Genomic DNA, 25,094 nt, shown 5'->3' with positions numbered 1-25,094 from the left:
ACGATGAGCTTCCTGACCTAGGCCGCCTTCTCGCGATAACCAGTCGATGACGAATAGCCACCCTCCGAGAACCCCATTCCGGTCCTCATCTCGCTGACAGCCATCCGCAATTGATGACTGCTGGCGCCAAGCTGGAACTGCGAGAGGAGGTTGCTCAACTTGCGGCTTTCCAGCGCGAGCCCTGCTCCTGCCGCATTCATTTCCTCGACCATGGCCGCATTTTTCTGCGTGGCCTGATCCATGTGGTTGACTGCGGTATTGACCTGCGCAAGGCCCGACGACTGCTCTTCTGCCGCCGTGGCAATTGCGTCCATATGCGTATTGATGACCTGAACAAGCTCTTCGATTGTGTTGAGCCCCTCGCCCGTGTCGCTGACGAGCTTGACACCTTCGGCAACGGCCAGCGTGGAGTTGTTAATCAGGCCCTTGATCTCCTTGGCCGCTCTGGCCGAGCGTTGAGCAAGCTCACGCACTTCCTGGGCAACCACGGCAAAGCCCTTTCCGGCCTCCCCGGCACGCGCCGCCTCGACACCGGCATTCAGTGCCAGCAGGTTGGTCTGAAACGCAATTTCATCGATGACAGAAATGATCTGGTTGATCTGGCGCGATGCTTCCTCGATCCGCTCCATGGCTGCAACCGCATTGCGAACAACTGCGCCGGATTGTCCCGCATGGCTGCGGGCATCACGGACGATATCGCGGGCTTCGGATGTGCGCTTGGACGTTGAGACAACGTTAGAGGTGATCTGTTCGAGTGCTGCCGCGGTTTCCTCCAGGGATGCCGCCTGCTGTTCGGTTCTCTTGGCGAGATCGTCCGATGCGTCCGATATTTCCCTGGCGCCGCCTGTGACGGTTTCGACAGAGTTTCCGACGGAAAGCAACGCATCCCTCAGTTGACGCAGCGATGTGTTGAAGTCCGCGCGCAAGCCTTCGAACTGTGGTGCCATGGGTGTATCGATTTCACACTGCATGTCGCCTTGCGCAAGCCGCTTCAGGCTGGCAGCAAATGTGCGCGTTGCCTGTTCGAGACGACTTTCCGCCTCTGCCTCGGCCAAAGCTTGCATTTCCGCGCGCTCGGCCTCTGCGCGCAAGCGGCTGGACGTGGCATCTGCCTCCAGTTCCGCGTTGCGAATGGCTGCCTGTCGGAAAATTTCGACCGCATGAGCCATTTCACCGATCTCATCCTTCCGCCCGAGGCTAGGAATAGCGCTTTCTTGATCGCCATCCGCAAGTGCGCCCATACGGCCAGAGATACCGCGAATGGCCGAAGAAAGTGCCTTGAACACTGAAAGAGACAAGGCGACCGTCAGCACGATCAAAAGTCCGAGGCTGGCAAGCATGAAGGTGAGATGGCGGCTCGCCACATCGATTTTCGTCTGTGCCAGATCACCTATGTCGTCCACAATCGCCTTCGACATCGTCGCAAAGGCGTCACGGCGTAGATTCATGGCCGCGTTCCAGGTGCTGAGGTCTGCGGTGCTCGGAGCACTGCTGACATTGTTGGTCATCTTGTCGACGATGTTCCCAATGAATTTGCCATCAGCCGACTGCCAAAAGCGCTCCTGCTCATCCATAATCTTTTGCGGCAAGAATTCCTGCATCGGCTTCAAAGCATTCGTGATCAGCCCCTTGGCTGCAAAAAGATGCTTCAGGTCATCATACTGAAGCGACCCATTCTGGGCGTACTTACGGCCCAGGGTGACATAGATAAGGTAACCATTATTGGCTTGCAGGAACGAATAATAACCGCGGATGGCGCGCGACAATTCCGCGTCCTCGACAAGGCTTCCTGCTCGACTGGTAATGTCCAGACCGACAGCCGATATGGGTTGGAGATGCTTTAAAGGCAGAAGGGTGTCTGTGTCGCCGCTGTCCACCTTTCTGCGATATTCCGAGATATTGGCAAAGATCTGAACCATTTTCGCCTTCAAGGCCGCGAGGCCGGCGTCCTCATCTCCGTCGGAAAATGCGGTATCATATGCATCGATCAATCTTGCATAATCATCATCCGTCTCTTTACGCGCAGCTGCTCTATCGGCCGGAAGCGCACTTGCTTCATTTGGCATGGAGCGCTGAAGTGCGGCACCCGCGCGGGCCAGACGCACCAGGTGGACTGCCTTCTCCAGTCCCAGAAAATTCGTGTAGGCGCTTTGGCTGAGAATACCGCCGAGAACCATGGTTGCAAGCAGCGGCACCAAAGCCAGCATCGTCAACTGTGTTCGAAACGAAAATTTTTTTACCGATATATGCATTCAAGCCCCCTTGACGACCCAGTGCGCTCACCCGCCAAGGAAAATAAAAATCATTGATTGATAAAAAATTACGGATGCCAACTATTGCAAATACAGGAAAGAATATTTTTGAATTAAAACCATTCGCTAAAGCTCACATCACCATTTCGACCGAGCATATTCAAATATTACTAATTGATCTAGATTGAATATAACGGGAGACACTGGTTTGGGCAGATCGCTTTCTACCCTGATATCCGTTCAATTCTGCGAAAACCTGAAGCATCAAAGCATCACTTCTGACCGAGACAGGCTTCCGAGTTCACATTCAACTATTTGAAACCCTGCGCACGATACCGGGGAAGGCACGATACGCCAGTTCAATCAATTTGCCACGGCCTGGATAGTTGACCTCACGCCCGGCCTCCAGAGCTCGCTCGACAGATTCAACGACAACCTCTGGCGTGACCATCTGGGAGATCGATGTCCGGCCATTTCGCAAGAAGTCAGGTCCCGCTTCTGCGACCTGCGATATCAGTGGGGTGTCCACCGCTGGCGGGCATACCAGTTGAAACCGCAGACCGCTGTTGCGGTTCTCATTTATGAGTATTTTCGCATAATGATTGACTGCCGCTTTCGAGGCGCCGTAAGCGCCAAACCGATCGATGGGAACGATACCGGCTGTCGAGCCATAAATGATGATATCACCCTTGCGACGCGGCAACATTCGCTTGAGGAGGATGCCGGTGGCATTGACCATGCCACAATAATTGATCTGCATGACCTTGTTGATCTTCGCCGGGTCGGTCTTTGCGAGTTCACCGCCAGGCATGATTGCTGCGCAAGCGATGAGACATGTTACGGGTCCAAGCGTTTGCTCGATTTCGGCCACGGTCGCCTCGAGCGCATCATGATCCGTCACATCGCATGAGAATGGCTTGATGCGGGAATCATGCCCGCTGACGTCCTGCAATCCTTCCTGGTTGAGGTCGATGATGGCGACGTAGCCGCCTTTCTGAGCCAGACGAAGCGCGTGCAAACGCCCAAGACCGCTGGCGCCACCTGTGATAACAGTTACATCCGTCATGACTAAAGCCTTATCTCCATTGGAGTATCATCACGCTCAAGGCAGAACGCATAGGGACCGGGCATACCCTTCAGGTCCATGATGCCCAGCACACGGCGATCATCAATTTTCGCGAAATGATCAAAGATAGGTTTGCTGTCATAGGCCATGGTCGCTGTCGAGCGCCCTCGAAACTCGATCATCCGCAATCTTGCCTTCGGCAGGCTCGTCTGCAAAAGGGGCCGCGCTACCTTCATTGCCAGACCAAGAACGGATGAACGGGGAAGCGGGGCAAACAATGGCACAAGCATCGGATCGACAGCATAAAGACTGCGCTTCGCAGGACCGTAAAACAGCAGCGGATGCACCGCTTCGGCACTTTCGAACAGTTTGCCGTACCAGCCACTTGGCTCCAGAAGGCCATCTAGCCTGTGGCCGGTGCGGATTTCAAAACCCCGCCAGCGTCCAGTCATGAAATCGAGTGTCGCCGGCTCAAGGCCGTCGAAAGCCGCGAGTATCTCATCCGGGCCGGCGCGTCGCGTCTCAAGTATATGTCTTGTGGTCATACTAATCCAACCTCGGCTCTACCAATAAAATATATATTCCATGCACCGCTTGCGTCGATCATTCAAACGAACAGGCTGCCAACTCCTCTCGCAGTTGCAGATAGAGACCTTCGTGCCTAATTCAAGCGGCGATAGGAAATCCGATCCCCCCAACGCTCTCTGTGAGCAGATCGCCATGGATTGAAAATGAACGTATTTGACCTTCTTGAAGACGATACACGCCCCAGAGCACCACCAATTCCGCAAGCCACTCCGGCAGATCGAATGGCGGGAAAGCGGCTGGCCATGATTCATGCCATGCATATCGACGCGCTCAACGAAACCAAGGCCATGATGCTGAAGGTGGAAGCGGGCGAGCTGGACTCCGGAACGCTTGCGACCAAAATCGAAACGCTGGATATGATGAGAAATTATGTGCGGTTCGGAAACCTCTGCGGGCGCGAATGCGAGTTTCTCAACTATCATCATTCCGCTGAAGATGGTGACATATTCCCTGTCATTCTGGCGGGGGCGAGCGACGGCGTGAAAGCGGTCATCCAACGCCTCATGCAGGAACACGACGTGATCCACGAATTGCTTTTGACGCTTTCGGAAAATGTTGCAGCCCTTCTCGCCGACCCTGGCGCGGAAACATTTGCGCAAGCAAAGGAGACCTTCTGTCTTATCGACCGCGTGGTCCGGTCACATTTCGGCTACGAGCAGACGGAGCTGGAAGAGGCCCTGGGCTATTACCGCGCGCTCTAGTCAATTCCGCATATGCCAATGCTCTGCCCATGATTTCGATGGGCAGAGCATTTTCGTGTGCGCTCACAGAGCGACGCGTAACGTGGCTTACGGCCTCGCTGCGCAGGCGACAGGAAACCTCAGAACTCTTCCCACTCAGCCTTTACCGCTGCATTGCCATTGAATGCGGTGGCGACTTTACGGCCAAGGGCACGAGCGGGTGACTGGACAGGTCTTTCATTGGACGAGGCTGTGCGAACAGGGCTTTCCTGCCCGCTACCCAGCTTGAACTGGGCAAGAAGCTGGTTCAGCGATTCCGCTTCGCGCGCCAGGCTATGGCTTGCAGCGGTCTGCTCTTCCACCATGGCTGCGTTTTTCTGCGTTTCCTGATCCATTTGGTTTACGGCAGTGTTGATCTGCTGCAGACCGGAGGACTGCTCTTGCGCGGCGTCCACGATAGCAACGACGTGACGGTTGATTTCCTGTACTTCAGTCACGATCGTTTCAAGCGCCTTACCCGTTTCACCAACGAGCTGCACGCCATCCTGCACATGGGAGTTGGAGGTCATGATCAGGGCCTTGATGTCCTTGGCCGCACTGGCCGAGCGCTGTGCCAGTTCACGGACTTCCTGCGCGACGACGGCAAAGCCCTTGCCTGCTTCACCGGCACGGGCCGCTTCCACACCGGCGTTGAGCGCCAGAAGGTTGGTCTGGAAGGCGATTTCGTCGATGACACTGATGATGTTGGATATCTCGGAAGACGACTTCTCGATCTGCTCCATCGCGATGACAGCCTTGCGAACCACGTCACCGGATTGTTCGGCGCCAACTCTGGCCTTTGCGACCAACTGACCGGCTTCCTGCGCGCGGTGCGTCGAATCCTTGACGGTGGTGGTAATCTGTTCAAGTGCTGCTGCGGTCTCCTCGACCGACGCGGCCTGCTGCTCCGTGCGCTTGGCAAGATCGTCGGCTGCGGAACGGATTTCATTGGCGCCCGCATCGATGCCCCGCGCATTGCCTGCGACACGGGTAAGAGCGGATTGCAGCTTTTCGGCAGAAGAATTGAAGTTAGCTCTGACGACATCCAGATGCTGGGCAAATGGCTGGCTGATGCGATAGGAGACATCACCGTCGGACAGTCGTGAAAGGGCATCGGCAAGGCTATCGACCGCATGGGACGTATCTGCCGCCTCCTTCGCCTTCTGCTCTTCGCGCGCAATACGCTCCTTTTCAGAAAGACTACGATTGGCGATGGCCTCGGCTTCAAGCCGCTCACGCTCAATTGCGTTGTTGCGGAATACCGCAACGGCTTCGGCCATCTGGCCGACTTCGTCGCGGCGATCGAGGCCACCGACTTCCTGTTCGGTTTCACCCTTGGCGAGCGACATCATGCGTGCCCGCAAGAGTTCAATCGGACGGGTGATGCCCTGCGTAGAAACGAAAAGGGAAGCCGCGATTGCACAAAGGAACATGACACCAAGAGCAAAGAGAGCATTGAAAATCGTCGAGTCCGTAACTTCGGTCAAGGCGTCCGATTTTTCCCCGATCCGCTTGAGGTTACGCTCACTCGTAACACGGATGTCGGTGCGCCACTGGTCTATCATGGGCTGGAGTTCAGTCAGCGTCTTGCGAGCGCCGGCAAAATCGCCGCTACGGGCCAGCTGCCAAACTTTGTCACCTGAAGCAGAAATGGTCTTTACCCGGGCAATGAATGGATCGACATCAGCACTGATTTCAGGCAGCAGTTTCTTTACATTTTCAAGTCTGCTGGACACATTCGCGATGTCATTCTTGTAAACTTCTTCAATCTTGGAGGTGTCGCCACCCTGTTCACGAAGCACCACACCCAGTGTCATGCCATAGCCCATAGAAATAAGTGAGCTATTGGCGCGAAAGAACTCGATCGAGCCCAGGGAGTCTTCGGCAATGAACTTGGAATAGCGGTTATCGGCATCCTTTAAGCTCTTGGCGACATAGGAGACGCCCATAAAACCCAAGAGTGCAACCAGAACTATCAGGGAAAGTATTTTGGTGCGAATTTTCGCGTTTTGAAGAAAAGACATATGGGAGCCTCAGTAAACCAAGATTAATCGACAAACACAGCCATGAAGCGCAACTAATGTTTGCATGGCGATCATCGTGTTGTCGTTAAAGTGGCCACTTCTTCATGAAGCGACTTATGGGAGGCGAGTTTCAATAAAACTGATTTAAACGAGGTTAACAAATTAAATAATTACCAAATAACAAAATGATTTAAATAGCTTAGGCATAAATACGTTGGTGAATAAAACTAATTTCCAGCTTCGGAAAACCAGGTAAAATACTATTTTTGCGATACATAAATAATAAAAATCAATAGGTTGCATATTTTAGAATTTGCTTTGATCATTCTTTGAACGCCCGGTTTATCTGGTCCGATAGTGGCTTCAGGAGGTATGAAAAAGCTGTTCTTTCCCCCGTTTTGATCATCGCTTCGGCAGGCATTCCCGGTACAAGCCGAAGATTGCCCAGCTTTTCCAGCTCGCGTGAATCAACCTTTAGTCGTGCGACATAGTAGGAAGCGCCGGTCCTTTCATTCGTGGTGAGGTCGGCGGGAATGCGCGTAACATGCGCTGATAGCTCTGGCGTGGTTCGCTGGCTAAACGCAGACATGCGCAACTGAGCTGCCTGTCCAGGACTAATCTGATCGATGTCCTTTGGCGCGATCTGCACTTCCAGCGCCATATCCGTTTCGTCCGGCACGATCGACATGATCTTTTCCGCCGGGCCAATTACGCCACCCACGGTGTGAACCGCAAGCTGATGGACCGTACCCGACTGTGGCGCAACGATATCGATCCGTTTCAACGTATCCTCGGCAGACACCTTCCGCTCGACATACTCACCGATCTGCCCCTGCACCTCACGCAATTCTCGACTGACTTCCGATTTCAAATCCTGCTCGATCTGGAGTATCTGAAGCCTTGTCTCGGCGATGCGCCCGTGCACCTGAGCCTGATAGGCAATCTTCTCGCCGCGCTCTCCTCCGAAAGTGGCAATCTGCGTTTTCAGGCCATTCAACCTTTGATCCGAAACCACGCCCTGCTGCCTAAGCCCGCTTAACGACGTTATTTCGCGGTTCAACACGTCGATTCCGTCGGCATATGCAGCTTCCTGCGCCCTCAGCCCCTCAATTTCGTGTTGGAATTGCGCGACGCGCTCCTGCAATTGCGCCTGCTTGCCATCGCGGGCAGCCTTGCGGAACTGAAAGAGCCGTTCCTCACTGCGCAGCGCAGACGCAACATCGGAATCATCAAGGCGAGCCGTCATGTCTTCGGGAAAGGCGATACTCGGCGCATCATCCCGCTCGGCTTCCAGCCTTGCCAGTCTCGCCTTCAGCTCATCAAGTCTTTTGCTGACGATGGACAGGCTGGCATGGGCCTGCGTTGCGTCCAGCCGCATGACGACCTCACCGGCTTTGACTTGATCGCCTTCCTTTACCAGAATTTCACCGACCACCCCGCCCGTTGGATGCTGGACGGTTTTGACATAGGATTCGACCACGAATTGCCCAGGCGCCACGATGGCGCCGGACAGCACGATTGTCGAAGCCCAGGCACCCACCCCGCAGACCAGAAGCGCGCCAACGAAGACACCGGCCTGGAGATGCCTGCGCAGGGAGCGTTGAAGATCAAAGGGCTTGGTTTCAGACATCGCTGGGCTCCCTCGCCTTCACCTCGGCCAATTGCAACTCGGGCACTTTTGCCTCACCCCTCGCCACGGCGCGGATCGGCATCACGCCGTGGCCAGAGGCTTGGTATCCTTGCCGTGGGACATCCCCCTGCCCGTCCTTTTTCAAGACCCTGGACAAAACCTCGTCGCGAGGGCCGAACGCACGTTGCTGCCCATTTTCCATGACCAGAACGAGATCGACCGCGGCCATCGCGCTTGGCCGATGCGCGATGACGATGGCGATGCCGCGCCGCGAACGCACCGCGGCGATGGCCGCAACGACCGCAGCTTCGCCATCGGCATCGAGATTGGCATTGGGCTCGTCCAGCACCACGATGAAGGGATCGCGATAAAGCGCCCGCGCAAGGCCGATACGCTGTCGTTGACCGGAAGACAGTGCCGAGCCGGCCTCGCCCACGCGCGTTTCGTAACCCTTGTCAAAACGCAGGATCATATCGTGCGCACCTGCAGCCTTTGCGGCAGCGACGAGCGCAGCGGGATCTGCTTCGTCATCAAAGCGAGAGATGTTTTCAGCAATCGTGCCATCGAACAGTGCCACATCCTGCGGCAGGTATCCAATGTGGGAGCCCAGACGGTCCGGTTCCCATTGGTCGAGGCTTGCGCCATCAAGCCGGACCTTGCCGGAGGCGGGCACCCAGGCATTGGCAAGCACGCGCGCCAGGGTGGATTTGCCCGAGCCCGAGGCACCGATAACGCCCAGCGCGCTTCCGGCTCCCAAAATGAATTGCACGCCGGTTACCGTCGGCTTTTTTTCACCGGGAGGCACGATGATGAGAGCCTCGGCGCGCAGTTCCCTCTGCGGCGCAGGCAGAGGCGTCATCGCACTGTCCCTCGGGATTTTCGTCAGCAACTCCTTCAGGCGTGCCCAGCTTTGCCGCGCCATCAACAGTGGCTTCCAGCTGGCAATCAGCAGATCGACCGGCGCCAGCGCCCGCCCCATCATGATGGAGCTTGCAATCATCACCCCGCCACTCGCTTCCTGGCGAATGACAAGATAGGCACCGACACCCAGAATTGCCGACTGCAACATCAGGCGCGCCATTCTGGAGATGCTTCCAAACGCGCCAGAAACGTCACCGGCCTTTCGGTTGGCATCCAGATAAGCGCGGTTAACTCTTGCCCAGCGAAACGCAACGCGCTTGCCCATGCCCATCGCCCGAGTAATCTCGGCATTACGTCTGGCATCCTCAAGAATGCCATTGCGCTGCATGTTCTGCGCCGTCACCTCGCGGATGGATTTGCGAGAAAAAAGGTTCGTCAGAAGCGTAAGGGCAATGAGACAAATGGCGCCCACAAGCGCGGTCATTCCAATCCAGAAATGGAACGCGAAGCAAATGAACAGATAGAGCGGCATCCAGGGCAGGTCGAAAAACGCGGTTGGCCCCGAACCGGCCAGGAAGCTGCGAACATTATCCATGTCCCGCAACGGCTGCAGCCCATCTCGCGGAGAGTGCCCCAAAAGCGGCAAACGAACGACAGCGTCATGGACGCGCTTCGACAAACTGGCATCGAAGGCTTCACCGATACGAAGCAGGATGCGGGCACGGATAATATCGAGACCCGCCTGGATGACAAACATGCCCGTGGCAAGGATCGCCAATCCGACCAGTGTCTCCACACTTCCGCTCGCCAGAACCCGGTCATAAACCTGCAGCATGAAAAGCGGCGAGGTCAGTGCCAGCACGTTGACAACGCCGCTGATCAACGCAATCGCCAGAACGACCCATTTCAACGACATAGCGTCGGCATCCGCATCTGACTGCGAAAGAGAATGCTGGAACGATCCGAACACTTTGATTTCCACGAATTCAGGCAAAGACAATGGCGCTACCGGCATCACCGGGAAGGCCCGTTTCCACACTCGCCCCGTCATGCAGCACGGCTACCGAACTCATTCGCCCGGCTCCGCCACACTGACCACACATCGACACGCGAGCTAGCCTCGAAAATAGCCCCACCGGGCAGCCTGTAAACCCCGATACCGTGTGACTACGAATTCAGGTATCGCGGAATAAGGCCAGCAACAAACCATGCGTCGACAGCCGTCACATCCGAGACGCCTCTGCCGGAATGAACGTGGTCAAACGCCGGTTTTTTTCGAGAAACGAGCGGATGAGACGAATTGCACATCAAGGACACGGGCAGCGGTCTGCCGCGGCTGTGCCCGATGTGCAGCACCGGTCGGCGCAAGGGTTTTGGGGTTGCATCACGCAGCTCTCTCCATATTGCTTCGGCCGGCCCGGCGGGCTAATTAACATGAACACAAACCTCATATTTAGGTTCTTCATGCGAGTCGTCGTCTGGGCTTTACTAGGTATTATGCTGTCTACCCCTGTTTTCGCCCAATGCGACGGCAGACTTATCGAGCAAGGCGCTTTTCTCCATCCGCCTCTCTGTGCGCCCAAGGAGCCGCAGCGTATCGTTTCCCTCGTCCCGACTTTCAGCCTGGGCATAGCGCTGGAGCTTGGCCTGCCTGTCGTCGGGGCTCCGCTTTTCGGGATGAGCGACAAAGATCTGAAAGCAAAAGCCGAGGCTGCGGGTGTAGTGGATCTCGGGTCTTTCATGGAGCCCAGCATCGAGAAGATCGTCGCGCTTCAGCCCGATCTCATCATTGGCAGCGACTTCCTGGGTGAGGAAGCGTACCAGATGGCATCGCGGCTGGCACCCACGGCACTGCTGACCGGGGCGAACTGGAAAGACTATTATCGCACGCTGGCAAACATCGCCGGTGTCGACGGTAAAATCGAAGATCGCTTCGCTGACTATGAAAAACGCGTTGCGGCTGTTCGCGAGCGGATTCCAAAGGATTTGCGCGTCTCCGTCGTTCGCATCACGCCTTGGGAATTCCAGGTCTACCTCGATGAACCGGACGCATGGGCACCGTTTGAGGTGCTGCGTGAGGCAGGTGTCAAGCGCACGGATTTCGAAACATCCGAAAAGAAGGTCGGTACGAAACGCCTCGATTTCGAGGGGTTGGCTGGGCTGGATGGAGATATCCTGCTCTATATCGTTGGCGGATCCAACGATTCAGCCACGAGCGGCAGACATGAGGCCGTGCTCGCCAGCCCGTTCTGGAAAATGCTGCCAGCTGTGAAGGCGGGCCGCGTCTACCGCGTGGACGCAGCGACCTGGATGGAGTTCAGCGGTCTGGCTTCGGCCAACAAGGTTCTCGATGACATCGAAACCTATATCATCCCGAGGCCCTGAAATGGAGGTCATCAAGTCCGCGGGACGTAACATCCCTGCGATGCGGATTGTTGCTTTCGGCCTGCTGGGGTTGCTGCTTGCTACTTTAAGCCTGTGGTCACTGACCATAGGGACCACCGCGATACCACTCGGCGATGCATTGTCTGCGATCATTTCAGAGGGAACCACCCATCAGGATCTGGTTATCTCCACAATCAGGCTTCCGCGCGTTCTTGCCGCCATCATCGTGGGTTCGACGCTGGGTGTGGCCGGAGCCCTGATGCAGGCGGTTACGAACAATCCATTGGCTTCCCCGGATTTGCTGGGCATAAGCGCAGGTGCCGCCTTTGCCGTGGTTATTTCCATCGTCTTATTCGACGCTCAATCGCCGCTTGTCTTCCTTTGGTTTGCTTTCGGAGGCGCCGCTGTCGCCGGGGCCATCGTCTACGTGATCGCGTCAGCGGGCGCATCGGGTGTGACGCCAGTGAAGCTTGCCCTGTCGGGCGCAGTGCTGAGCGTTTTCCTCGCCTCGGTATCCGCGTCTATCCTGATATTCGACATGAAAGCCATTGATATCATCAGATTGTGGTCGGTTGGTTCATTGACGGGGAAGGAAATGGCTTCCGTCGCAGCCGTTGCGCCCTTTGCGCTTGCTGGAGTTGCTGCCACTCTGCTGCTTGCACGGGAGGTGACGACGCTCAGTCTCGGGGCGGATGTCGCGCAAGCGGTGGGGCAGAATGTCCTGTTATGGAGACTTGTTGCGGGAGCCCTCGTTGTCCTGATGGCGGGAAGCTCCGTTGCGCTGGCAGGCCCTATCGGCTTTGTCGGACTTGTGGTGCCACACATGGTGCGCTTGAGCCTCGGCACCGATTATCGCTGGATCTTGCCCTTCTGTGCGCTTTCGGGGGCCTTACTGGTTGTTATGGCGGACGGTCTGCAACGAAGTCTGACCGGTATCGACGTCCCGGTTGGCGTGACGCTTGCCCTGGTGGGCGCGCCATTCTTCATCTGGCTGGCGCGGTCGCGCGCCGGTGGGATCGGTTGATGCGCAGCGTTCTCATCCTGTTGGGCTCATCCGTCGCCATGCTGTTTGCGGCTCTGGCGATTGGCGACCACCATGTCGGAATGGCGCAGATCCTTGCGGTCCTCACCGACAGTTCTGCGGCGGATGCACAGTCCATACAGATTATTCGCGATATTCGTCTTCCAAGGGTTGTCATGGGCTTCCTTGTTGGCGCGTCGCTTGCCACTGCGGGCATGATTGCCCAGTCGGTGCTGCGAAATCCATTGGCGGAACCGGGGCTGATCGGCGTCAATGCCGGCGCGGCCCTTGCAGCGGTCATCGTCATCGTCAGGTTTGAGGTGCCTCCCACACACCTGCTGTCGTGGCTTGCTTTTGCCGGAGCCCTCGCAATGTCGCTCGCGATCTATGCCTTGTCATGGAACAGCGGCAGCTCTTCGCTGCGCATCATTCTCATCGGCATCGGCCTCAGTTCGCTCGCCGGGGCAGGAGCAAACTTCATCTCCACCTTCGGGGACCCCCAGGCAGTGCAGCGAGCGATGGTCTGGCTCTCCGGCAGCATCTACAACAGCACCTGGGATAAAATTCGCACACTCGCGACATGGCTGACAATCGGCATGGCGGGCAGTGCCCTCATCGCGCGGGAAATGGACCTGCTGATCTTGGGCGACGAGACCGCAAGGGCGCGAGGGCAACGCGTCGAACTGATCCGTGCCGTGATGTTCGTCCTTTGCGCGATCCTGTCTGGTGCCGCAGTGGCTGCGGCCGGTCTGGTGGCATTCGTGGGTCTCATCGCGCCGCACATTGCTCGCTCGCTCGTCGGGCATTCTCATGGCCTCATGCTGCCGGTCACGGCACTTTCTGGCGGACTTCTGGTGGTGGGAGCTGACCTTGCGGCACGCACATTGTTTACGCCAGCGCCGCTGCCCGTCGGTTTGATGACGGCTATTCTGGGGGCGCCATTCTTTGCTTATCTCATGTGGCGGAAGAGAAATGTCTGAACAGTCTGGCCTCCCTATCCTTCAAACGCACGAGGCGTCGATCGGCTATGGTGCAAGGCTTATCCTGCGCAAGCTCGATTTTTCCGTTCCTGAAGCGGCCTTCACGGTGCTTCTCGGTCCCAATGGCTGCGGAAAATCGACCCTGTTGCGTGCCTTGGCTGGTCTTATCCGGCCACAGCACGGCAGCGTGCTGATGAACGGCCGTTCGATTTCGACGTTTGGGCGAAGGGAACTGGCGCAACGTGTCGGGCTTCTTTCCCAAAATCAGTCGGCACCAGAGGGCATGTCGGTGAAGGATCTGGTCAGGCAGGGCCGTTATCCGCATCGTAGCCATTTTGGCCGCTGGACGAAGGAGGACGACGAAGCCTGCGAAGAGGCGCTCGCGGTGACCGACACGGCACATCTGGCGGGCGAGACATTTGATACTCTCTCGGGCGGCCAGCGACAGCGCGCCTGGATTGCGATGACGCTGGCGCAACGAACCAGCGTTCTCTTGCTCGACGAACCCACCACGTTTCTCGACCTATCCCATCAGATCGATACGCTGCGTCTGGCGCAAAAGCTTGTTCGGGAACGCGGCGTGACCGTCGTTGCGGTCCTTCACGACCTCAACCAGGCGGCCCGCTACGCTGACAATCTCGTCCTTTTGAAACAGGGTGCAATCGTCGCCGGAGGTGCACCCGCCGATGTCCTGACACCAGAGACGGTCAAGCGCGTCTTCGATGTCGATGTGACGATCATGATCGAACCGCAGAGCAAGGCTCCGATCTGCGTTCCCGTGGATGACGTTACCCGGTAGAACGAAAAACCCGCCAAGCTGGACGGCCTGGCGGGTTTGAAGAAGCCTGAAGGGCTTGTCAGATTGTTCAGAAGGTAGCGTTTACGCGTATGCCGAATGATCGACCTTCGCCGACCGTGGCCGTTTGTCCATTGGTCGCAATCGAGGTCAGATACTCTTCATCCAGAAGGTTTTGCGCAAAGGCAGTGATCTTGAAGTTGTCTTTCTCGTAGCCAATGTTTGCGTTCAAGACAGTAAACGAATCGAGTGACCGCAGATTGTTGACGTCGCCTTTGCTGTAGTAGCCATCGGTGAAGGACACATCGCCGCCTGCGAAGAGACCGCTCTCATGCTTGTAAATGCCTCCGAAAGAGGCGGTGAGAGACGGTGCTTCGGGAAACTCGTTGCCTGCGAAGTCGCCCTTATCGAATTTTGTCTTCATCAGACCCAAGCCACCAAACAGCTCCAGACCATTATCGAAACTGTAGCGAATGTCGAGTTCCGCACCGTAGGAATGCGATTCCGCAGCATTGAGGCTGATTGTTTGGCCAGGGAAGCGAGGGTCGAATTCAAGCGGAACCTGTTGGTTCTTATAATCGTAGTAGAAGATGTTGCCATTAACCTGCAGCCTGTCTTCAAGCCACTTGGAACGGTAGGCAAGTTCATAGGCCCAGAGAGTTTCAGGGTCGACTTTGTTGACTGTCGTGGTGCCAATCACAAGCTCAGAGAAGCCCGGTCTGTAGCCTTTAGTGGCGGTCGCGGCCAGATTTTGATTCTCGTCCAATTCGAAGGCCAGGCCGATCTTCGGCAGGAACTCGGTGTTTGAAACCGAATTGTTTTCGGTAAGAGGGACGTACCCGAACGTGGAAATATCGAGAAGGCTCCCCGTGTAATTTGCCGAGACTTTGTCATGAACCAATCGTCCACCCGACAGCAACGTCCAGCGATCGACGAACTCGTAGCGGGTGTCCGCATAGAGCGCGACTGTCTCGCTTTCGTTCTTTGCCTGTAGCAGCTGAAATGGCAGGATGAACGGAATGGACGGGTCTGCAACCGCCTGAATGTTCGAATCGAGATCGAAGGTGGATCGGCCCGCAAAAACACCGAAGACACCCGAAAACTGCGAATCTTCCGATCCGTAGGTCAAGCGGATATCCTGGGAGAAATCACCGCCCTCACGCGTGTCGTCGCGGATGAATTGAAACGCCGTAAGCGTCGAAGTCCGAGGAGAGTTGATATCCACATCCGTGTCTACGAAGGAGGTAATCGACTGTATTTTCCAGTCTTCGTTAAATTCATAACTCAAGTCGGCGATGTAACGGTTGACGTATGTATCCCGCCGTTCTGCAGTCGTCGCATCGAAACGTCTAGCGAAGAAGTCGGGACCACTCACAGCCCCCCATGCTGGTTTGTCATGTGTGCGGCTGACTGTGAAAAGGCCCTTAAATCCGGCCCATTCGGCTGGTTCCCATAGCAGCTTGCCGCGAATTTCCTCGAATTCGTTTTCGCCTACATCTGAAATAGACGGATCGACATAGTCGATACCGTTTTCTCCACGGAAGACTTGTCCCGCGATACGAAATGCCAATTCGTCCTTGACGATCGGTGCCGAAACGGCAAAGGCGCCCGATCTGTACTTGTCAGTTCCAGTCACGCCTTCAAAACTTGCTTCCGGAGTATAGGTCGGATCTTTCGTCTTGATGACGACCGAGCCCGCGAGGGCATTGCGCCCCTGTGTGGTGGATTGCGGGCCACGCAGAACCTCGACTTGCTCGACATCCCAGACGCCTCGCGTTCCACGCCGCGTTGCCTCCACACCCTGTTCCGCACCGTCCACGACCACGGAAATGACCGGGTTCGAGCGGCTCGGAGCGGTTACACCCTCGGAGCTTAGACCGCGAATTACAATGTCAGAATTACCTTCGCCGCTCAAAAATGAGCGGATGTTGGGCGGGCTGTTCAGCGCATCATTGAGTGTCGGCCGGACGAGATCATGAAGCTCTCCGCCCGTAAAAACTTCGACACTTGTGAAGGTAGTAAACTGATCGCGTCCAAATTTTTCCCCGGTAACGACGATCGTTGGAAGTGTCGTTGTATCCTCTTCATTCGTCGCAGCATCCTGAGCCATCGCAATCGGCGTCCCCGGCCCGATAGAAACTGCCCCTGCCACTATGGCAATGGCCGTCGAGCCACGAAGTGACCGCAAATTATTAAAAAATGTCATTATCCCCTCACACCAGTAACCCTAGTGAAGGGTAACTAATCGATGAAAGATGAGTATTTCAATCACCTTATTGCAACTTGATCTTACAACATCCCGGCGTTGCAAATCTGCATCATATTACACGCCCCTGAAGAGCAGACTATTATCCCCGGGACCAGTAGGAGGCCATATGCATCTGCGTCTTGCGGAGACCTCGAGCAATGCGGAACAATGTCGACCATTCGAACTAAGCGCGTTTCACGCGAGAATGTGCAAGTGTCGAATTTCTGCAGTGGCTCACTGCTCTTCGAAAGACACATCTGTTGCGAGCGCGAGGCATAAACCAGCCATCCGGATACATGCTCTCTTGAGCGCATGGCAGAAGCTGCACCTCGGCAGACCTATCAGTTCGACCTTATCCTGAAGCAATCCTGCCCATCTGTGACGTCGGTTCTATGGCGTTTGCAAGATCGATTTTCCGATGGCGGCGACCAATCTCGCTCTGGATTTCGGGGCCTCTTGTGAGGACCAAATTATCTCAATGTGGAGACCCGATCGCCAGCGATTGATTAGAAGAGGTAATGTAATCACAAAAAAGTATTAACTTTTATTCGCGGATGACGGTGTCTAATGTTCGGGAAAGAGGATGCAGATGGTGGGCTTTCATCTCAAATTTCGGGCAACCATGCACCGAAGCATTCGGGTTCGATTTAGCTGACACGGCTAGATATACAATTGAAGGTTGGACATGACAATAACGCTACCAGACGACCCAGCCCGCGAAGATGTTCTGGCTTCGCGTCCCACGCTGTGGCTAAACACCGAGTACCGAAACGGGTCGATCAATGACGCTCACCTTCCTGTTCGGCCACAGCTCGTGGACGAGGCAAAGGCGAACTGGGAACGTCTTGCACCCTTGCTTCAGACCTGTTTTCCAGAGCTTGTGGCCAGCGGAGGCGCCATTCGTTCGGATCTCATTGAGTTGACGGCACTTCGCGAGGCACTTGGTTACGGCAGCGAGGCGTTCGGCAGGGTGCTGGTCAAAGCCGACAACGCCCTTCCCGTGGCGGGCTCGATAAAAGCGCGCGGCGGGGTGTATGAGGTGTTCTTGTTTGCGGAATCTCTTGCAATCCGTGAGGGAATCCTTGGAAAGAACGACGATATCCGCAAGCTTTCCGAAAAAGACGCGAAAGAACTCTTTTCCAAATACACCATCGCCGTTGGGAGTACCGGCAACCTCGGTCTTAGCGTTGGCGTTGCTGCACGCGCGCTTGGCTTCAGAGCTACCGTTCATATGTCGTCAGACGCAAAGTCGTGGAAAGTTGAACGGCTTACCAAGCTTGGCGTCGATGTCGTCCAGCATCAGGCCGACTACACGGTCGCTGTGGAGAACGCCCGGCTGGAGGCAGAACAGGATTCCTCGATTTATTTCGTGGACGATGAGCAATCTCAACAACTGTTTTTCGGTTACAGCGCTGCGGCATCGGAACTTGCCGAGCAACTCCAAGCTCTTGGGATCGTGGTGGATGCGCAACATCCGCTTTTCCTTTATTTGCCTTGCGGAATCGGCGGCGCGCCGGGCGGTGTGACATATGGCGCCAAAAAAGTATTTGGCGATAACGTACACTGCTTTTTCGTAGAACCCGTCGAGTCTCCCTGTGCCATGGTTCACATGATGAGCGGTTCGGAAGAACTCGTATCTGTCTATGACGTGGGATTGACGAACCGCACGGAAGCCGACGGAATGGCGGTTGCCAGAATGTCAGCCTTTGTCGCAAGGGTCATGCGCAACATGCTCGCGGGCGTATTCACGGTCAAAGACGCCGATCTTTTTCGCTGGTTACGCCTTTCCCACGAAACGCAGAACATTCGACTGGAGCCATCGGCGGCGGCGGCCTTTGCCGGACCTGATTTCATCGTCAATCATCGCTCCGGCCAAAGGTTTTGCCAACAGCAGGGCATAAGCGATATGCGAAAGGCGACCCATGTGGTCTGGACAACCGGCGGCCTGTTCGTGCCGCAGGACCAGTACGAATCCTTCCTTGAGAGGGCTGTGGCGGCCTGAAAGCTGTCTATTCAATCCGCCATTCAGGGCTTTGATTTCGCCATCATGTGATCGATGAAAATCTGTATCGCCTGGCTTCGTTTCTCTGATTTGCGGAACGCCAGGAAGATCTTGCGCCTTATCTCCGGCACGACCTTGCATACCCATACGTCTTCAAGGTCGTGGCTGGCGCGAAGGCCCGGCAGCATCGAGATGCCGTAGTTCTCGCGGATCATGGCAATGGTGACTTCAAAGCCCTTGCAGCGCGCAACAATGTTGGGCTTGAAGCCAACGGACCGGCACGCCTCCACCAGCATGCTGTTGTAGGTTTCCGAGGCCGTGTCGATTGCCCACCGTTCGTCACGGAGTGACTTCAGTTTTACGGTCGGCTGCTCGGCAAGCTTGTGGTCTTTGGATACCATCACGTTGAAGACATCTTCGGTCAGGTAGATGGTTTCTATGTTCGGGTCCAGCGCGCCTGTTGGCATGTTGAGGTCATCGATGATGGCTATGTCCGTATGCCAACTGCGAAGTGCCGCAACGCTTTCCTCAGGCTCCATTTCCTCGAACTGGATGGTCAGATGAGGGTGGATTTCCGAAAGCTGACGCACGACCTTCGGAATGAGTGCGGCCGCAACGGATGGAAATGCGGCTACGCGTAACTCGCCCGAGATCACGCTTTTCAGCTCGGAGATATCGACCTTGGCGGATTCGATTTCCGTCAGTATTTTTTCCGCACGCTCCACAAGCTTCTGGCCCGCCAGTGTCATGACAACCCCGCGTCCGCGCCGCTCTATCAGCTTTATGCCAACCTCTTCTTCCAGCAATGCAATTTGCTGGGACACCGCAGAAGGAGATACGTAAAGCGCTTCTGCCACAGCCGCCATTGTTTTTCGGATCGATAACTCTCTGAGCGCACGCAGTCGGCCAACGTCCATGATTTTTCTCCTTGTGACGGAAAATGATTAGCACAGCTTACGCTATAAGAAAATATTATTAACTTTTTCTGGATCGTTCTCCACTTTAGTTTCCCATCTCAAGGAAAACGGAACTTTTTGAGAGGGACCATGGACAACGTGGCAAAGGCTTTTTTCGCAACCAGTGTCGAGGAGCGTGATCCTCTCGTTGCAGGCGCGCTTGCAAATGAGCGAGACCGCCAGCAGAACCAGATCGAGCTTATCGCATCGGAAAACATTGTCAGCCGCGCGGTGCTCGACGCACTCGGCCATGAGATGACGAACAAGACGCTGGAAGGCTACCCCGGCAACCGCTTCCATGGCGGTGGCGAATTTGTCGATGTGGTGGAACAGGCTGCGATCGACCGCGCCAAGCAATTGTTCAACTGCGCTTATGCCAACGTCCAGCCTCACTCCGGCACCCAGGCCAATCTGGCCGTGTTCTTCCTCCTGATGAAGCCGGGCGAGAAGGTTCTTGCGCTCGATCTGGCTGCCGGTGGCCACCTGTCGCACGGCATGAAGGCCAACCTGTCCGGCCGCTGGTTCGAGGCCCACAACTACAATGTCAATCCGCAGAACGAAGTCATCGATTATGACGAGATGGAACGGATTGCCGAAGAAGTTCGTCCAAAGCTGCTGATTACGGGCGGCTCGGCCTATCCGCGCGAACTCGACTTCGAGCGCATGGCGAAGATCGCAAAGAAGGTCGGCGCCTACTTCATGGTCGATATGGCGCATATCGCCGGTCTCGTGGCGGGTGGTGCTCACCCATCGCCCTTCCCACATGCCGATATCGTGACCTGCACCACGACGAAGACGCTGCGCGGACCACGTGGTGGTCTTATTCTGACCAACAACGAAGAGTGGTTCAAGAAACTCCAGGCAGCCGTATTCCCAGGCGTTCAGGGCTCCCTGCACAGCAACGTTCTGGCCGCAAAGGCCGTCTGCCTCGGCGAAGCACTTCGCGACGATTTCAAGGTCTATGCCCATCAGGTCAAGGCGAATGCGCGGGTACTTGCCGACACGCTCATCGAGCGCGGCATCCGCATCGTATCAGGCGGAACGGATACGCATATCGTGCTGCTCGATCTTTCCAGCAAGGGCTTGAACGGCAAGCAGGTCGAGGTGGTTCTGGCGCGGGCCAACATCACATCGAACAAGAACCCGATCCCCGGCGACAGCCCACGTCCGGCTGAGTGGGTAGGCATGCGCCTGGGAACATCAGCCGCCACGACGCGTGGTCTTAAGGAAGACGAGTTCAAGGCATTGGGCAACGTCATCGCTGATTTGATCGATGCTGAAGCTGCAGGCAAGGCAGACGACGTGGTTGAAGGTGCCAAGGCAGTTGTTGCCGACCTGACCCGCCGTTTCCCCGTCTACGGCCACTGATACAAGATCTCATCGCCCGAACGCTTGATGTATGCCGCGCGGGCAGCCTGCACGCGCGGCATCTTCATACCTGCCTGATGCATCCACTCTTCGCTCTCAGGCCGCTCTTCGCTTTCAGGCCAATCTTCGCTCTCAGGAAAGACAACGACATGGGAATGGACAGACTTCAACAAGCAAACGTCATCGACGGCAAGGCTTTTGCAGCCGGTATGCTTGAGCACCTCAAGAGCGATGTCGCTGGCCTGCTGACCGAAACCGGCAAAATCCCTGGCCTGGCCGTCGTGCTCGTGGGCGATGATCCGGCAAGCGCGGTTTATGTGGGCTCCAAGCACCGCCAGACGGTCGCTGCCGGGATGAATTCCTTCGAACACCGGCTACCGGCCGAGACTTCACAGTCGGAGTTGATGTCCCTGATCGAACGGCTCAACACCGACCCGCAGGTTCACGGCATTCTCGTGCAGTTACCCTTGCCGAAGCATCTTGATCCGAACGCGGTCATCCAGGCCATCAATCCGGACAAGGATGTCGATGGCTTCCACATCGCCAATGCCGGCCGCCTTGCCACCGGTCAGCCCGCGCTCGTTCCCTGTACGCCGCTTGGCTGCATGATGCTGCTGAAGGACCGGCTCGGTGACAATCTGGCGGGATTGAACGCGGTCGTTATTGGCAAATCCAACATCGTCGGCAAGCCGATGGCACAGATGCTGCTCAACGCCAATTGCACGGTCACGATCGTGCATTCCAAGACCCGCAATACTCAGGAACTGTGCAGAGCCGCCGATATCCTCGTCGTTGCCGTAGGCCGTCCCGGCCTTGTGCGCGGCGACTGGATCAAGCCCGGCGCCGTGGTCATCGACGTCGGCATCAACCGGATCGTTGAGGGCGGTAAATCGCGGATCGTTGGCGATGTCGCCTATGATGAAGCGGGCCATGCCGGAGCCATCACTCCTGTTCCGGGCGGCGTGGGACCTATGACGATTGCCTGCCTGCTTTCCAACACACTCACAGCATTTCGCCGCCAGCATGGGCTGGCAGCCTAACTACAAACGGGAACCGAACCATGACCAGCAGTCAGTTTCGCTACGCCCTGCGCGTCGCCTGCCCTTCTATCCGCGGCGTTACCGCAGCCATCGCATCCTATCTGGCAGACAATGGATGCAATATCTCCGATAGCGCACAATTCGACGACGCCGATACCGGACGCTATTTTATGCGGATCAGCTTCAAGTCTGAAGAAGGCCGGACACTCGACCAACTGCGTGAAGGTTTCGGCGCCATTGCTGCGAAATACGAAGCCAACGCCGAATTCTCCGATGAAATGGAGAAGAAGAAGGTCATCCTCATGGTGTCGCGCTTCGGCCACTGCCTGAATGACCTTCTCTACCGTTGGCGGATCGGCGCGCTGCCGATCGATATCGTCGGCGTGATCTCCAACCACATGGATTATCAGCGCGTCGTCGTAAACCACGACATTCCCTTCCACTGCATCAAGGTGACCAAGGAAAACAAACCGGTTGCCGAAGCCGAGCAGATGCGCATCGTTGAAGAAAGCGGCGCGGAACTCATCGTTCTCGCCCGTTACATGCAAGTGCTGTCGGATGATATGTGCAGGAAGATGTCCGGCCGGATCATCAACATCCATCACTCCTTCCTGCCGAGCTTCAAGGGTGCGAACCCCTACAAGCAGGCCTTTGAGCGCGGCGTGAAACTCATCGGTGCGACCTCCCATTATGTAACGGCGGATCTGGACGAGGGCCCGATCATCGAGCAGGATATTGTCCGCGTGACGCACGCACAAAGCGCCGAAGATTATGTCAGCCTTGGCCGTGACGTGGAAAGTCAGGTTCTCGCCCGCGCCATCCACGCGCACATTCATGGCCGCGTCTTCATCAACGGCAACAAGACGGTGGTCTTCCCGCCATCGCCGGGTTCCTACGCGTCAGAACGCATGGGCTGAGTCTGAGCCTGGATAAACCAACCAAGGTGCGGCCGTCGAAACTTTTCGATGGGAAAAGGCGGCGGGCACGTGATGACCGCTGCCTTGCCCAGCGGCGAGGTTTCCAGGGCGAGCTTTTATCGGAGATAACAAATGCTGCAAGAAGTGCACACAGACAAAGCGCCAGCCGCCGTCGGCCCATTCTCGCAAGCGATCCGCACGGGCAATCTGCTTTTCGTATCCGGCGCCCTGCCGATCGACCCGGCAACCGGGGAATTCAACAGTGAGGACCCGGTTCCGCAGGCACAACAATGCTTGCGAAACATTGCAGCCATCGCTGAAGCCGGCGGGACCAGCCTTTCGAACACAGTTAAGACGACGGTTCTACTGACGGACCTCGGCGCCTTTGCCGATATCAATGCGGCTTATGCGACATTTTTCGAGAAGCCCTATCCGGCCCGCGCCTGCTATCAGGTCGCAGCCCTGCCCAAGGGCGCAAAGGTTGAAATCGAGGCCGTTATCGCTATCCCATGAGAGCGTGCACAGGCTGAAACCGAATTGGCGGCCTTCGGGTCGCCAATTTTTTTCATGGCGATACGACAAATTCCTGCCACGTCACATTGGCCTTCGGCTGAACCATTTGTGACCCCTTGAACGCAAAACACCCGGCACTTTTCAGTTGCCGGGTGTTTTACATGCGTAGACCAGAATTTATCAGGCGACGTAGCCGAAAGCGACAGCAGGCTGGGCAGCTGTTTCTACCCAGATGCTCTTGGTCTGCGTGTATGCCAGAAGCGCATCTTTACCGCTCGATCTGCCATAGCCGCTCTTCCCGAAGCCGCCAAATGGCGACATCACGCTGATCGTCTTGTAGCCGTTGATCCAGAAGGTTCCTGCACGCACCTGCGAAGCAACACGGTGTGCACGGCCGACATTCTGTGTCCAGACAGCGCCTGCAAGACCATAGGGGTTGTCGTTGGCGAGAGCGACGGCTTCCTCCTCAGTGTCGAAAGGCGTTACACCGACGACAGGGCCGAAGACTTCTTCCTTGGAAAGGGTTGCCTGCGGCGAGACATTGTCCAGAATTGTCGGCGCGTAGTAGAATCCGCCGGTCTCCTGAAGTTCAGTCGGCTTGCCGCCACCGGCGACGAGTGTCGCCCCCTCGCCGATGCCCTTCTGCACAAGCTCGTCGATTTTCGACCACTGGCGCAAGTTGTTGATTGGGCCGATCTGCGTCGTATCGAGAAGCGGGTTGCCGACCGGTATGCGCTTTGCGGCCTGCGCATATCTTTCAACAAATTTCTGATGCACGGAGCGGTGGACGAGAAGCCTTGATCCTGCCACGCAGCTTTGCCCGGCACCGCCGAAGATGGCGGCCTGTGCGCCCAGAATGGCCCGGTCGATGTCGGCATCTTCAAAAACGATATTGGCGGACTTGCCACCAAGTTCGAGAATGCACGGCACAACGCTCTTGGCGGCGGCAGATGCAATGAGGGAACCCGCATAGGCAGAGCCGACAAAGACAACCAGTCCCGTCTTGGAGTGCGTGACAGCCGCCTGTCCGGCGGTAACGCCCTGGCCCGCGATGACATTGACGAGCCCGCGCGGCGCACCGGCCTTTTCGCACAGAATGCCGAGCAGGATGGTGCTGAGCGGAGTGAGTTCAGATGGCTTGATGACGACGCCATTGCCTGCGCAAATCGCCGGTGCGATCTGCCAGCCGCCGGTAAACAGCGGGGCATTCCACGGCGTGATCTGGACAACGACACCAATAGGCTCATTGCGGGTATAGTTGAGGTGAGACGTGGGCACAGGAATGACCTCGCCATGGATCTTGTCGCACCAGCCCGCATAATATTCGAACATCTCGGCAACCTTGACCACCTCACCGCGAATATCGCGAATGGGGCGTCCTGCGGACCGGCTTTCGATCTCGGCGATCTGATCGGCATGAGCGCGGATTTCACGACCGATCTCAAACATGACGCGTCCGCGTGCGGAGGCCGTCAGCTTCATCCATTCCTTCTGCGCCTTAGCTGCGGCATCCATCGCTGCATCGATAACGCTCTGGTCGGCGTCCTTGAAGGTCGCAAAAACCTTGCCGCTGGACGGATCGGTCAGCGACAACTCATCGCCGCCGCCGTTGACCATCTGACCGTCAACAAAGCTGCCGATCTCAGTCGTACCCGCTACACTCTTCAAAATCTCGCCAATGCGGGCGCCCTGATCCTGCGCGGTGCTCATATCTGTCATCGTCATCTC

Annotated in this window: 19 protein-coding genes; 10 read left to right on the top strand and 9 right to left on the bottom strand. The window is 56.5% G+C overall.

Annotated features, from left to right (window positions below):
• Positions 1–17: 17 nt before the first annotated feature.
• The 3 genes from ASF69_RS20460 to ASF69_RS20450 all read right to left on the bottom strand — a co-directional run bounded on the left by ASF69_RS20460 (position 18) and on the right by ASF69_RS20450 (position 3,863).
• Positions 18–2,252: a methyl-accepting chemotaxis protein gene (locus ASF69_RS20460; RefSeq protein WP_082469807.1), complete on the bottom strand. Its 2,235-nt coding sequence runs from the start codon at positions 2,250–2,252 to the stop codon at positions 18–20.
• A 307-nt stretch (positions 2,253–2,559) separates the two neighbouring features.
• Positions 2,560–3,318, bottom strand: coding sequence for an SDR family oxidoreductase (locus ASF69_RS20455; RefSeq protein ID WP_062590119.1), 759 nt, complete (start codon positions 3,316–3,318; stop codon positions 2,560–2,562).
• 2 nt (positions 3,319–3,320) lie between these two features.
• Positions 3,321–3,863: a DUF4334 domain-containing protein gene (locus tag ASF69_RS20450; RefSeq protein WP_062590118.1), complete on the bottom strand. Its 543-nt coding sequence runs from the start codon at positions 3,861–3,863 to the stop codon at positions 3,321–3,323.
• Positions 3,864–4,049: 186 nt separating this feature from the next.
• Between ASF69_RS20450 and ASF69_RS20445 the strand changes: the two genes are divergently transcribed.
• Positions 4,050–4,607, top strand: a complete 558-nt coding sequence (locus tag ASF69_RS20445) for a hemerythrin domain-containing protein (protein ID WP_062590117.1) — start codon at positions 4,050–4,052, stop codon at positions 4,605–4,607.
• A 119-nt stretch (positions 4,608–4,726) separates the two neighbouring features.
• Here ASF69_RS20445 and ASF69_RS20440 read toward each other — a convergent pair whose 3' ends face one another.
• The 3 genes from ASF69_RS20440 to ASF69_RS20430 all read right to left on the bottom strand — a co-directional run bounded on the left by ASF69_RS20440 (position 4,727) and on the right by ASF69_RS20430 (position 10,056).
• Positions 4,727–6,649 carry a methyl-accepting chemotaxis protein gene (locus ASF69_RS20440; protein ID WP_062590116.1) on the bottom strand — a complete coding sequence of 641 codons (1,923 nt, stop codon included), beginning with the start codon at positions 6,647–6,649 and terminating at the stop codon, positions 4,727–4,729.
• 322 nt (positions 6,650–6,971) lie between these two features.
• Positions 6,972–8,279 (bottom strand): HlyD family type I secretion periplasmic adaptor subunit, encoded by a 1,308-nt coding sequence (locus ASF69_RS20435; protein WP_062590115.1) that lies wholly within the window; start codon positions 8,277–8,279, stop codon positions 6,972–6,974.
• Positions 8,272–10,056: a type I secretion system permease/ATPase gene (locus ASF69_RS20430; RefSeq protein WP_062590206.1), complete on the bottom strand. Its 1,785-nt coding sequence runs from the start codon at positions 10,054–10,056 to the stop codon at positions 8,272–8,274. The genes ASF69_RS20435 and ASF69_RS20430 overlap by 8 nt, the downstream gene beginning before the upstream one ends.
• A gap of 518 nt (positions 10,057–10,574) precedes the next feature.
• On the opposite strand from ASF69_RS20430, the gene ASF69_RS20425 reads away from it, so the two are divergent.
• The 4 genes from ASF69_RS20425 to ASF69_RS20410 are packed head-to-tail and all read left to right on the top strand — an operon-like array spanning position 10,575 to position 14,325.
• Positions 10,575–11,525: an iron-siderophore ABC transporter substrate-binding protein gene (locus ASF69_RS20425; RefSeq protein WP_062590114.1), complete on the top strand. Its 951-nt coding sequence runs from the start codon at positions 10,575–10,577 to the stop codon at positions 11,523–11,525.
• Between the two features lies 1 nt (position 11,526).
• Entirely contained in the window at positions 11,527–12,549 is a 1,023-nt protein-coding gene (locus tag ASF69_RS20420) for an iron ABC transporter permease (protein WP_062590113.1), read from the top strand.
• Positions 12,549–13,526, top strand: a complete 978-nt coding sequence (locus ASF69_RS20415) for an iron ABC transporter permease (protein WP_062590112.1) — start codon at positions 12,549–12,551, stop codon at positions 13,524–13,526. The genes ASF69_RS20420 and ASF69_RS20415 overlap by 1 nt, the downstream gene beginning before the upstream one ends.
• The gene (locus tag ASF69_RS20410; protein WP_062590111.1) at positions 13,519–14,325 is read left to right on the top strand and encodes an ABC transporter ATP-binding protein; all 807 of its coding nucleotides are present in this window, start codon (positions 13,519–13,521) and stop codon (positions 14,323–14,325) included. Before ASF69_RS20415 ends, ASF69_RS20410 begins: the two co-directional genes overlap by 8 nt.
• 67 nt (positions 14,326–14,392) lie before the next feature.
• Here the strand turns inward: ASF69_RS20410 and ASF69_RS20405 are convergent, their stop codons facing one another.
• Entirely contained in the window at positions 14,393–16,528 is a 2,136-nt protein-coding gene (locus tag ASF69_RS20405; RefSeq protein WP_062590110.1) for a TonB-dependent receptor, read from the bottom strand.
• A 727-nt stretch (positions 16,529–17,255) separates the two neighbouring features.
• On the opposite strand from ASF69_RS20405, the gene ASF69_RS20400 reads away from it, so the two are divergent.
• Positions 17,256–18,572 carry a D-serine ammonia-lyase gene (locus tag ASF69_RS20400; protein ID WP_062590109.1) on the top strand — a complete coding sequence of 439 codons (1,317 nt, stop codon included), beginning with the start codon at positions 17,256–17,258 and terminating at the stop codon, positions 18,570–18,572.
• A gap of 23 nt (positions 18,573–18,595) precedes the next feature.
• Here the strand turns inward: ASF69_RS20400 and ASF69_RS20395 are convergent, their stop codons facing one another.
• Positions 18,596–19,489, bottom strand: a complete 894-nt coding sequence (locus tag ASF69_RS20395) for a LysR substrate-binding domain-containing protein (protein WP_062590108.1) — start codon at positions 19,487–19,489, stop codon at positions 18,596–18,598.
• Positions 19,490–19,618: 129 nt separating this feature from the next.
• Between ASF69_RS20395 and glyA the strand changes: the two genes are divergently transcribed.
• The 4 genes from glyA to ASF69_RS20370 all read left to right on the top strand — a co-directional run bounded on the left by glyA (position 19,619) and on the right by ASF69_RS20370 (position 23,366).
• The gene (gene glyA, locus ASF69_RS20390) at positions 19,619–20,896 is read left to right on the top strand and encodes a serine hydroxymethyltransferase (protein WP_062590107.1); all 1,278 of its coding nucleotides are present in this window, start codon (positions 19,619–19,621) and stop codon (positions 20,894–20,896) included.
• A 149-nt stretch (positions 20,897–21,045) separates the two neighbouring features.
• Positions 21,046–21,936: a bifunctional methylenetetrahydrofolate dehydrogenase/methenyltetrahydrofolate cyclohydrolase FolD gene (gene folD / locus ASF69_RS20380; RefSeq protein WP_062590105.1), complete on the top strand. Its 891-nt coding sequence runs from the start codon at positions 21,046–21,048 to the stop codon at positions 21,934–21,936.
• Positions 21,937–21,956: 20 nt separating this feature from the next.
• A complete protein-coding gene (gene purU / locus ASF69_RS20375; protein ID WP_062590104.1) occupies positions 21,957–22,853 on the top strand; it encodes a formyltetrahydrofolate deformylase in 897 nt (298 codons plus the stop codon).
• Positions 22,854–22,985: 132 nt separating this feature from the next.
• Positions 22,986–23,366: a RidA family protein gene (locus tag ASF69_RS20370; protein WP_062590103.1), complete on the top strand. Its 381-nt coding sequence runs from the start codon at positions 22,986–22,988 to the stop codon at positions 23,364–23,366.
• 180 nt (positions 23,367–23,546) lie between these two features.
• On the opposite strand, the gene ASF69_RS20365 is transcribed toward ASF69_RS20370, so the two are convergent.
• Positions 23,547–25,085, bottom strand: coding sequence for an aldehyde dehydrogenase family protein (locus tag ASF69_RS20365; protein WP_062590204.1), 1,539 nt, complete (start codon positions 25,083–25,085; stop codon positions 23,547–23,549).
• Positions 25,086–25,094: the final 9 nt, after the last annotated feature.

Origin of the sequence: Rhizobium sp. Leaf311 (assembly GCF_001423445.1) — a bacterium.
Lineage (GTDB): Bacteria > Pseudomonadota > Alphaproteobacteria > Rhizobiales > Rhizobiaceae > Agrobacterium.
Note: the sequence above shows the minus strand (reverse complement) of the source record. Positions and strands in the feature narration are given on the sequence as shown.